Origin of the sequence: Nostoc sp. (genome assembly GCF_036917615.1) — a bacterium.
Taxonomy (GTDB): domain Bacteria; phylum Cyanobacteriota; class Cyanobacteriia; order Cyanobacteriales; family Nostocaceae; genus Nostoc.
Window position 1 is genome coordinate 18,895 of record NZ_JBALCZ010000073.1, and the last position, 10,707, is coordinate 29,601.

Annotated in this window: 9 protein-coding genes; 7 read left to right on the forward strand and 2 right to left on the reverse strand. The window is 40.5% G+C overall.

Translation table 11 applies throughout. From position 1 onward, the window contains the following. The first annotated feature begins 692 nt into the window (after positions 1–692). The 5 genes from V7K85_RS26685 to V7K85_RS26705 all read left to right on the forward strand — a co-directional run bounded on the left by V7K85_RS26685 (position 693) and on the right by V7K85_RS26705 (position 4,365). Positions 693–1,109 (forward strand): hypothetical protein, encoded by a 417-nt coding sequence (locus V7K85_RS26685; protein ID WP_334818183.1) that lies wholly within the window; start codon positions 693–695, stop codon positions 1,107–1,109. 77 nt (positions 1,110–1,186) lie between these two features. Further along, positions 1,187–1,600 (forward strand): deaminase, encoded by a 414-nt coding sequence (locus V7K85_RS26690; protein ID WP_334818185.1) that lies wholly within the window; start codon positions 1,187–1,189, stop codon positions 1,598–1,600. Between the two features lie 281 nt (positions 1,601–1,881). Then, positions 1,882–2,091, forward strand: coding sequence for a DUF3172 domain-containing protein (locus tag V7K85_RS26695; RefSeq protein ID WP_334818187.1), 210 nt, complete (start codon positions 1,882–1,884; stop codon positions 2,089–2,091). 645 nt (positions 2,092–2,736) lie between these two features. Continuing rightward, positions 2,737–3,756, forward strand: a complete 1,020-nt coding sequence (locus V7K85_RS26700) for an RpoD/SigA family RNA polymerase sigma factor (protein WP_334818189.1) — start codon at positions 2,737–2,739, stop codon at positions 3,754–3,756. A gap of 114 nt (positions 3,757–3,870) precedes the next feature. After that, a complete protein-coding gene (locus V7K85_RS26705) occupies positions 3,871–4,365 on the forward strand; it encodes an ureidoglycolate lyase (RefSeq protein WP_334818191.1) in 495 nt (164 codons plus the stop codon). 29 nt (positions 4,366–4,394) lie between these two features. On the opposite strand, the gene V7K85_RS26710 is transcribed toward V7K85_RS26705, so the two are convergent. Next, the gene (locus tag V7K85_RS26710; protein ID WP_334818193.1) at positions 4,395–5,399 is read right to left on the reverse strand and encodes a nucleoside hydrolase; all 1,005 of its coding nucleotides are present in this window, start codon (positions 5,397–5,399) and stop codon (positions 4,395–4,397) included. Positions 5,400–5,513: 114 nt separating this feature from the next. Next, positions 5,514–8,156 carry an alanine--tRNA ligase gene (alaS, locus tag V7K85_RS26715; protein ID WP_334818195.1) on the reverse strand — a complete coding sequence of 881 codons (2,643 nt, stop codon included), beginning with the start codon at positions 8,154–8,156 and terminating at the stop codon, positions 5,514–5,516. 251 nt (positions 8,157–8,407) lie between these two features. Here alaS and V7K85_RS26720 point away from each other — a divergent pair, with 251 nt between their 5' ends. Both V7K85_RS26720 and V7K85_RS26725 read left to right on the forward strand, forming a co-directional pair. Next, positions 8,408–8,608, forward strand: coding sequence for a heavy-metal-associated domain-containing protein (locus V7K85_RS26720; protein ID WP_334818197.1), 201 nt, complete (start codon positions 8,408–8,410; stop codon positions 8,606–8,608). Between the two features lie 937 nt (positions 8,609–9,545). Further along, a complete protein-coding gene (locus V7K85_RS26725) occupies positions 9,546–10,571 on the forward strand; it encodes a GGDEF domain-containing protein (RefSeq protein ID WP_334818203.1) in 1,026 nt (341 codons plus the stop codon). The last annotated feature ends 136 nt before the right edge of the window (positions 10,572–10,707 follow it).

Genomic DNA, 10,707 nt, shown 5'->3' on the forward strand with positions numbered 1-10,707 from the left:
TAGAAAAAAAGACTATTTACTTACAGCAGATTTTTCTCAATATTTTCCCGACAGTAACACTGTAGTCTACTTTGCGATGGTAATATTTGCGTTAATTGTCAGCTAATGCCTTTTTGTTGAGATTGTTCAATATCTGAAGTAAACTAATAGTTTTGTTAGTCGCAAGTTTAACTGAAATTGCTTGATATTATACTGACAGCAAAAACAGGATAATTCACAACTTTCTCGCTGATTTAGAGGCTTTCCATTTTTTTTGATAACTTAGTTTTGTGTCATTACTGATGCAATTACTGATTAGTCATCTCATACTCAATATCATATTCTGTAAAAAGACTTAATAGAAGAACTTTACAAAAGATTCATACGTATCAATATATTTACTTACTAGGTGCTGATATTTAAAAGACAAGAGTTATTAATTCCTTAAGGGTAAACAATAGGGCAATTGTGCCAGCCCATAAGTAATGTAACCACTTCATAGATAGACTTTATACAGTGAAAAGAGACACTTGGAAAGACTAGATGGATATTTATATCAGCTGTTTAAACTTCACTATATTTTTAATTAAGTTTAGCTATACTTCTTACTAGCTGTGTTAATCTGAGTACTCAAACTAGGCTGCTATTTTTTTGTTTCTGTATTTAGCCAATTGTAATTATTAAACTGACATTAAATGTTGAGAGATTGAATTATGAAATCCTTTTCCATCACCTTAGTCGTTGTGATTAGTGCACTCGCTCTCTCCCAGAGTGCCTATGCCAACCAAGAGAATCTTCCCATGACAACAGGCGATGCTCCGAAGGAGCCGTTTCACGATCGCAATCAGGCTGGAGTTTTATTGACGGAACCAGCCACGATTAACACTACATGGAGTAATTTTATCGGACAGACTAATAATCCAAAACAAACTGCTGAATCAATTTCGCTAGTGCGGGAGCGAGGATGCGAAAAAATCAACCCGCTTGAGTTCATCAATAACCCAGACGCTTTTTTTAAGCAATGTCAGAAACCAACAAATACCCAAAGTTCTCAAAGTAGTGAGCCAATTGAGTATCTCAAGGTTCCTAAACTCGATTCTGGTATTAGTGTGACAGTTACTAAGTTTTGATATAGTAATTTTTTTAATAAAAGTGGTAGTGTAATTTATATAGATAATTTCTGCTAATACATATGGATGAAATATTTATGCTAGCTGCTTTAGCTCAAAGCAGAAAAGCTTTGCCGGAATGTTTGCCCAACCCACCAGTAGGCTGTGTGATCGTAGATGCCCAAGAGATAGTGACTAAAGGATACACGCAGACACCAGGAAAACACCATGCTGAGGCTGACGCACTTAACCAGATTCAAGGCAAAGCTTTCGACTTATTAAAAATGTATGTAACTCTTGAACCTGGTTCTTTTCATGGACGCACACCCGCATGTGCTTTAGCGATCGCTGAAGATCGTCGTATACATGAAATATATGTATCTATAGTTGATCCAGACCCCCGTAATAATGGTCAAGGATTAGACATTCTTAGAATTGCAGAAAAGACAGTTAATGTCAGGTTATGCACCAATCAGGTGAATGCTTTTCTTAACCAATATCTAATAAAGTGATGGTTGAAGAGTTAGATTAAAATTGCAACGTAGTACCATTTTCCCAAAAATCTTTGCAACAAGTCAATCATCTATATGGATGCACAACTGTGTAATTGTGTCAACTTAATCTGGAAAACTAGTCAGCGAGAAAGCTTTAAGATGTTGTCTCGTTAAGAGTCTCAGATGATTTCCGACTTATTGGAGAAGTGGAAAATCTGATCGTTCAAGTATGCTGCATAACAATCAACCACCTACCTCTAAACGTAAATCTTTTGACTTGAATTAGAATATTAGTAGCGATGCCTACGGCGGCAAGCTACGCGGGTGTTGCTGTCTTGCCAAGTATTATCCTTGGTGTTAATCTGACCACTGTTACTACTTTTAGTCCAGAAAATGTCTCCAGGAGTAATTACATTGATAATACCGCACTCAATTCAGATGTCTGCGTCCAGTATGACACAAGCGCAATTGTTGCAAATACCCACGTCTTTGTCATCCTAAATCCCTAATTACAAGTATTTAACCGGACTCCTAAAGAAAGGTGTTCTTGAGCAGGGGAAGTAGGAGAAGGACTTTATTTCATGGTTAATGATCGCCCGCTACGTACCCAGCTTGATATCATTGGATTATCTAGCAAAAAATTAGAGGCGAAAAATTGACATTTCATATTTAAAAAATTTCTATTTAGTGAGAATTACATGTAAGTATAACCAGACTATTAAGACTTCCCAAAAATAAATATTCTGTGGTTTAATAATTACTAATTATCTTGGTATTTATTGTTAGTAAGTTGTCTTTTCTAAATGAAATCGTTGCTGGGGCAATTTTTTATTTTTTCCATTAACTGCATTGGATAATTAAACTAAACATAATTGTGTTTGAAAATCCCCAATTTTCAATAAAAAAGGAGTGTAATTACTTCAAAGGATATGCTAATGATCCTTGGGGTAATTGATTTGTGACTGCTGATGATGTTAGTATTAAAGGGTGGGTTGATTTTGGGTTTATTATCTCCAACAATTAACTTGTAATGTATCATAGACCAGAATTCATCAGTATTGCCAATTGATTGATTAGCAGTGTGAAATGCTATGGGTCTGAATATCTAGACTTGATACCAATAAATTGATGAGGTTACAGAGGAGCAAATAACCATGAGCAACTTAACATCTCCACATACCGAAGTTCAAAAAACGAAGAAAAAAAGTTTAGCCGCAGAGAAAAAACCTCGAGCTACAGATGATATTGTGCGTAGTTATCTGCAAGAGATCGGGCGTGTAGATTTGTTGACTCGCGAACAAGAAGTTATTTTTGCCCAACAAGTGCAGCAGATGATGAATTTACTAGCTGCTAAGGAAGAATTCGCTGTGAAATTAAAGTACGAACCCACGCTGCAAGAGTGGGCAGATCAGGTGGAGTTAAGTGTTGAGGTGCTAGAGCAACAGCTAAATTTAGGACACCAAGCCAAGCAGAAAATGATTCAGGCTAATCTTCGGTTAGTGGTAGCAGTGGCGAAGAAATACCAGCACCGCAACCTGGAATTTATGGATCTAATTCAAGAAGGTACTTTGGGTTTAGAGCGAGGGGTGGATAAATTTGATCCCGCTCTTGGTTATAAGTTTTCTACCTACGCTTACTGGTGGATTCGTCAAGGAATCACCCGAGCGATCGCTCAACAAGGACGGACAATTCGTTTACCTATCCACGTCTTTGAGAAACTGAACAAAATTAAACGGGTGCAGCGAGAATTATCTCAACAGCTGGGCCGCGTTCCCACTACTGCTGAAATTGCTAATGCGTTATCTTTGACACCTAGCCAAGTTCGAGAGTGTTTATACTTGGCCCGTCAACCCTTCTCCTTAGAGGCGCGAGTTGGTGAACAACAGGATACAGAATTGCAGGACATACTGGAGGATGATGGCCCTTCTCCTGAAGACTATGCCGTTGAAGAATCTCTCCACCAAGACTTACAAGACTTGTTGGCAAAGCTGTCTCCCCAGCAGCGAGAAATATTAACCTTGCGCTTTGGTCTGAGTGATGGATATGAACTTTCTTTAGCACAGATTGGCGATCGCATGGGTATTAGTCGAGAACGGGTACGTCAGATAGAGCAAAAAGCTCTCAGTCTCCTCCGACGCCAAAAGGAACAAGTACGTAGTTATCTAGCTAGCTGAGGTTATTTTTTCACAATGTAGGGCATTTAAACTCAGGAAGCCACCATAATGGCTGTATAAAATTCAGTCATTTTGGGGAAAATAAGCCTAAGTAATCTCTCTCAAAGATTTGATATGACCACATCAAAGATAGTGCAACAATTGCAGGCACAATGGGTGACTTCTGAAAACTTTCGGCGTTATGGACAGGTGATTTTTGCAAGTGTTGATGGCAAAGCTTACGATGGGGAAGATGCCCAGTTAAAGCTGCAAAACGGGATTCCACGATTTTATGTTATGCGGTTGGAGAAGATAGGGCGAAAGTTTCACAAAATTACTCGCCATGTGCAATGCACTCAATGTCTAGGTTCTTTGGAAGGGAAGGATTGGTTAATTGCAGTTTGTCCTCCTGATAATGATCTGAATGAACCAGCATTAGAAGAGATTGCTGCTTTCCACATTCCGGGCAATTGTTTTATCAAGCTACATGAGGGTACTTGGCACGCTGGCCCCCATTTTGACCATGAAGCTGTGGATTTTTATAATTTGGAACTAGCTAATACAAATATGGTGGATCATTTCACCCATGATTTTCTCAAGAGTCATCAATTAGAGTTTGAGATGGTTTAGGTAAGATTGGGTTTAATTATATTTAAATTTCAGATTCCCACAGGCAGATTACCAAGTTGAGTAAACAGCTGCATAAACCGTTCAGTATCTACATGTAAACAAACTTCTACATTCGGGGGATTAGCTGACTCATTTCGGCGATCGCGTCGATCTGCCAATGACATTCCAGTAGTAAATCGTCCTTGGGTTTCCACTGTTATATAGAGGCACTCTGTTTTGACTAAACTAGGATCAATAGCAACCGCCATAGCTAAGGGATCGTGTAGATAACACCCGTAAAAGCCTTCATTGTCACGATAAAAAGCCATATAAATTCCAGTGCAATCGGCAATAAACTGGGTAACTTTTGAAGGATGATGCTGTAAATTTTCTTCAACAACTTGGCGTGATAAGGGGGCTTTCATCGCTACATCTAAACCAACTAAGGTCAGGGGAATTGCTGATTCCATCACGATTTGAGCCGCATCGGGATCTACAAAAAAGTTAAATTCTGCCGCTGCTGTAATATTTCCGGGTACAGTCACAGCCCCACCCATGATCACAATTCGCCCGATTCTTTTCATCGTTGCGGCATCTTTCTGAATCGCTGTTGCTACATTCGTAAGTGGCCCTAAAGTAATAATAGTCAGACTGTCGCCGTACTCTTGAGCTGCCTTGAGAAGCAGATCAATCGCATTCTCTGTAGATGGCTCAATAGTAAGTTTGGGATAGCGAGGTGTACCATCAGCTTCAAGGAAGCGATCCAGTTCACCAAGACCATCTGCACCATGAATCCCTGCGGCATTGAAGATCGGTTTCACCAGTGGTTTTTCACAGCCTTTAGCAACGATGGGCAAAGTATTGGGTTTAACAATACTCACTACGCGCAACACATTATTAGCAGCCTGATCTACGTTAATATTGCCAGCTACAACAGTGATTGCTTTTAAGTCTAATTGGGGTGAATTTAATGCCAAAATCAAAGCCAAGGCATCATCAACACCACCGTCTGTATCTACGATCACTGGGACGGGGTGATTTTGAAGATTTATCATGCTGATTGCTACTTGATAGAACAGACAAGGGGCTGAAGCCCCCTGTTAAAGGTATGCAAACTATCAATTCGAGCGGTGTGTTACACTTCTCCCTCTCGTTGAACCAGAAGATGGTTAACTCAACGCGGACTTTAACTCACTTTCTGCTTGTTCCAACGCTTCTGGTAATTTACTCGCATCGCGTCCGCCGGCTTGGGCTAAGTTCGGTCTTCCACCGCCACCGCCACCACAAATTTTAGCGATCGCACCCACAAATTTACCAGCTTGCAAACCTTTTTTGTTGACTTCTGGACTAAAAGCTGCAACTATACTAACTTTCCCAACTTCTGGAACAGAACCCAGCACTACCGCACCGTTACCCAGTTTTTGCAGTAAGCGTTCGGCTGCGGTTTTCAAAGATTCTGGATCAACATCTTCTAATTGGGCGACGATAATTTTATTATCGCCTACAGTTTGGGCTGTTTGTAGCAAGCTGTCAGATTTTGCGATCGCTAACTGTACCTTTAAGGTTTCTAATTCCTTCTGGCTGGTTCTGAGTTCACTTTGCAGACTTGTGATTCTGTCTGGTAATTCTTCGGGTTTTACTTTAAAGCGATCGCTCAAATCCTTAACTACTTTATCCCGAAGATTGAGATAATCCAGTATTGCCGGCCCCGAAACAGCTTCAATACGCCGCACCCCAGAAGCTACGCCAGCTTCTGAGATAATCTTGAAGACGCCAATTTCAGCAGTATTACTCACATGAGTTCCACCACATAGTTCCATTGATACGTTAGGGAAGTCAATCACCCGCACTTCCTCGCCATATTTTTCGCCGAACATAGCAACAGCACCCCTAGCTTTCGCCTCTGCTAAAGGTAATACTTCCACTTTTGCAGCATGTGCTTCAGCAATCCAAGTGTTCACCTGTTCCTCAATTTGTTGTACTTCCTCTGCTGTCAAAGCGCGGGGACAGTTGAAGTCAAAGCGCAACCTGTCAAAGGAAACTAGAGAACCAGCTTGAGATATGCCATCATCAACAATTTTCTTCAACGCCGCTTGCAACAGGTGCGTTGCGGTATGGTTAGCTTGGGCGCGACGCCGACAAGCTGGATCAATTTGGGCTGTAACATGATCACCGACGCGCAGTGTACCGCGTTCGATGCGTCCGAAGTGAACAAAGAAATCAGATTCTTTCTTCATATCTTCCACCCGGACTAGAATACCATCACCAGATATATAACCGCGATCGCCGATTTGTCCCCCGGATTCAGCATAAAATGGCGTTTTGTCAAGGACAATTTGCACCTGTGTTCCCGCTTCTGCTTCCTCTTGGGAAACACCTTCTACCAAAATAGCTTCGACTTTCGCCGTCGTTGCAGGTTGGTTATAGCCTAAGAATTCCGTGGCTTGGATGTGTTCTGCTAGCTTGTCGAGGGAACCTTGCACAGTTAAATCGATGGTTTCGTGTGCATCTCTACCACGTTCTTTTTGGATTTCCATTTCTGCCTCAAATTCCTCAACATCAACTGTGAGGCCATTTTCAGCAGCAATTTCCTGAGTTAGTTCGAGTGGGAAACCGTAGGTGTCGTAGAGTTTAAAAGCACTTTTACCGCTAATTTGGGTGTTTCCTTGCTGTTTAAGTTCTTGGACGATTTCTTCCAGCAATTTTTCGCCTCTGTCAAGAGTCGTGAGGAAATTAGATTCTTCTCGTTGCAGTTCAGCTTTAATTGCTGCCTCCCGTTGGCGGACATTGGGGTAAGCTGATTCAGAAAGAGCGATCGCAGTTTCGGCAACTTGGGTAGTAAATTCGCCAGAAATTCCAATTAATCGCCCATGACGCACCACGCGCCGAATTAATCGCCGCAGCACATAACCCCGTCCCACGTTGGAAGCGCGAATTTCATCGGCGATCATGTGGATGACAGATCGAATGTGATCACCAATGACTTTTAGGGAAGTTTTTGTTTTTTCATCACTTTTATGATAGTCAACACCAGCAATTTGCGCTGCTGTTTGGATAATTGGAAAAATCAAGTCAGTTTCGTAGTTATTGGGCACTTTTTGGAGGATTTGCGCCATTCTATCCAAACCCATGCCAGTGTCGATGTTCTTGTTTTGCAGTGGCGTTAAATTGCTTGAAGTATCCCGGTTATATTGCATGAAGACGAGGTTGTAAAACTCGATGAACCGGGAATCGTCTTCTAAATCTATATTTTCGTCACCGCGTTCGGGGTGGAAGTCGTAATATATTTCTGAACAAGGCCCACAAGGCCCAGTCGGCCCAGATACCCAAAAATTATCATCTTCGCCCAAGCGCTTAATTCTCGCTACCGGCACACCGATTTGATCACGCCAAATTCCAAAGGCTTCATCATCATCTTCAAAAACGCTGACAACCAGGTTGTTTGGGGAGAAGCCAAAGACTTGTGTGGAAATTTCCCAACCCCAAGCGATCGCTTGTTCTTTAAAATAATCACCAAAGCTGAAATTGCCCAGCATCTCAAAAAACGTGTGATGCCGTTTGGTGCGTCCAACATTTTCGATGTCGTTGGTACGGATACACTTTTGCGAAGTCGTAGCCCGCTTAAATTCTGGTGTGCGCTGCCCCAAGAATATTGGCTTAAATGGTAGCATCCCCGCGATCGTCAGCAGCACAGTTGGGTCTTCTGGCACGAGGGAGGCACTTGGGAGAATTTGGTGTTTCCGTTGGGCAAAGAAGTCGAGGAATATGTTGCGAATTTCGTTACCGCTTAGGTACTGGGGATTTGAAGACATGGGTGTTTTTAACTTTAGACTTTAGACTTGGGCGTAGGGGCACTAAATAGGTGTATTTTCATAAATAGCTTTATATATTCTTGCATTTTGTTTCATATTACTGCCAGCGAATCGTGCCAGGCGACCAGCTATAGACAGCTATTATCATGCTTTTAGACTACTACCTTACTTTAGGAGGATGTGCGATCGCATATTGATGGTTAAGATTAATACTTAAGAAATAATTTATAATTCGCATATTGGGGTAACAAATGGCGCTAAAACTGAAAGTATCAAATATTGCTTGTGAGGGATGTGTAGAAACAATTACTGAATCTATCCACGTTATGGAACCTGAAGCCAAGGTGGATATCGATGTTAATGCTAAAACTGTGACGGTAGAATCCGCAGCTTCTGAGGAGTCAATCAAACAGGTAATTGTTGCTGCTGGTTACACTGTTGAAGGTTATTGATCCGATTGTAGCTTTTCACAAAAGTTTAGATATTAATATCTTAGATTACGTTAACAAAATTTTTTTCTATTATTTCTGCCTGTGGAAAAGGTGGAAACTAATTAATTTCCCGAAATTAGGCGTAAGCAGAGACATTTTGTTTCTTTTATTAATACATTTTGAGACTTTGTTTCAGACCTCATTTAAATTATAAATTTTTTATCCGATAAATTCGATCTGTAATTGTAGAGATGTTAGTACCAGAAAGCTACTTACCTTAGTAGGAGTGAGTTTTGCTGCCTATTTGATTCGCGTTTTTTTTCGCAATTCAACCCCTAACTTGATACTTGATAAAAGCCTAGTACACTGTAGCGTGAGTTTGCCTAGCTTTAAAAAGTTGCTCAAGCAATTGGCTGGTTAATCGAGATGGTAGCTGGATTTACGCGCCCGCTGTACTAGTCTTTAAAGAAAAAGGCTTAAGTGCTCTTTGGTAAATAAGATTTTGCATTCAATGAAAAAGTTTTGGCTTTTGTAATTGAATGAAAAAATTTTATTTTATAAATTATTTATTTTTCTACTTAGGGATAAAATTGACTCTCGAAGTTACAGTTGTTGCAAAGTATTTATTTTGGTAATTTCATCAGGAAAATAACACTTAAGAAACTACATGAATAGTTTTTGGGCTACAAATAATATTCAGTGTTTTTACTGTTTTAAAAATATACTGTAAAGAAGACATTAGTTGTCAGAAGAGAAGGTTCTAGAAACTGTAGTAGTAAATATTAAAGTCTTAAGAGGAGATGAGAGTTAGAAATTTATTGTAGATTGAGCGTAAAAAAATCAGAGAGCAATAAATATAACTCTGCCTAAAACAAGATATTTAGTATTAGGCAACAATCACAGCAAGCTTTAGTTAAGTTAATCTCTTTAAAATTTAAATATGATAAAAAATAAACCAATAAATATTTCTATTCTGATCTTTGGAAAGAACAACTTTATCGCCACACTTCCAGATCAGATCCGTTATGCAACTGCTTTTAGTGTAGAAGTTATAGACAATCTTAATCAGGCAGTGTCGCAGATTCAAATTACGCCCCCTGATCTAATACTTGTGCAGGCTAGCCTGAATGGCAGTATGGAACTGTGCAGTTGGTTGAAAGACCAGACAAAGCTATCCTGGATATACTGTATTCTCTTCGAGGATCGTCCCCAGCAGCTTACTGATAGAAAGAAGTATGGTTGGCAAAGTGAATTGGAGATGAGTGCTGCGGCATTAAAGCAAGGAGCCGATGCTTATATTTGGCATCTTATTGAAGAAAAAACAGACCATAGTTTGGCAGAGTTGAGCGCCAATCATAGACTAATACTTGCTCAATTAACTGTTGGCTTGCGGAAAGCGCAAAAATACCGAGATTTGATTCAGACAAATGATATGTTATCAGCGATCGCCTTAACTGATTCGTTGACAGAATTAAATAATCGTCGTGCTTTACAATGGGACTTACCCAGACAAATTAAAAGAGCTAAAACTCAAAAAACTTCTCTGAGTTTGATTATTCTGGATATAGATCATTTCAAGAAAGTTAACGATACTCATGGGCATTTAGTAGGCGATCGCATCTTGCAGATGCTGTCTCAGCGTCTGCGACACAATCTCCGCTGTCAAGACACAGCATTCCGCTATGGTGGCGAAGAATTTGTGATTCTTCTGGCTAACACTACCGATGAGGAAGCACTAGTTGTGGCTCGTCGTCTGAATCGAGTAATCAGCGACGAACCATTTTCACTCAGCAAGAAACTGACAATTAATATTACCATTAGCTTGGGCACAGCCTGTCTGAAAGCTGAGGATGATGATCAAGGAGAGAGTCTGTTGCATCGTGCCGATCAATGCTTGCTACATGCTAAAACTGCTGGGCGTAATCGGGTTATTGGCTCGAATTATTTATCTCATGTCTCATATCTAAAGGCTGTTTCTTCTTAAAAGTGGGCATTGGGCATTGGTTATTTCCCCCCTGCTCCCCCACTCCTAACTCCTAACTCCTAACTCCTAACTCCTAACTCCTAACTCCTAACTCCTAACTCCTAACTCCTAACTCCTAACTCCTAACTCCTAACTC

Coding starts and splice junctions, on each gene's coding strand:
- V7K85_RS26685 (WP_334818183.1), top strand. CDS start 693: ATGAAATCCTTTTCCATCACCTTAGTCGTTGTGATTAGTGCACTCGCT.
- V7K85_RS26690 (WP_334818185.1), top strand. CDS start 1,187: ATGCTAGCTGCTTTAGCTCAAAGCAGAAAAGCTTTGCCGGAATGTTTG.
- V7K85_RS26695 (WP_334818187.1), top strand. CDS start 1,882: ATGCCTACGGCGGCAAGCTACGCGGGTGTTGCTGTCTTGCCAAGTATT.
- V7K85_RS26700 (WP_334818189.1), top strand. CDS start 2,737: ATGAGCAACTTAACATCTCCACATACCGAAGTTCAAAAAACGAAGAAA.
- V7K85_RS26705 (WP_334818191.1), top strand. CDS start 3,871: ATGACCACATCAAAGATAGTGCAACAATTGCAGGCACAATGGGTGACT.
- V7K85_RS26710 (WP_334818193.1), bottom strand. CDS start 5,399: ATGATAAATCTTCAAAATCACCCCGTCCCAGTGATCGTAGATACAGAC.
- alaS (WP_334818195.1), bottom strand. CDS start 8,156: ATGTCTTCAAATCCCCAGTACCTAAGCGGTAACGAAATTCGCAACATA.
- V7K85_RS26720 (WP_334818197.1), top strand. CDS start 8,408: ATGGCGCTAAAACTGAAAGTATCAAATATTGCTTGTGAGGGATGTGTA.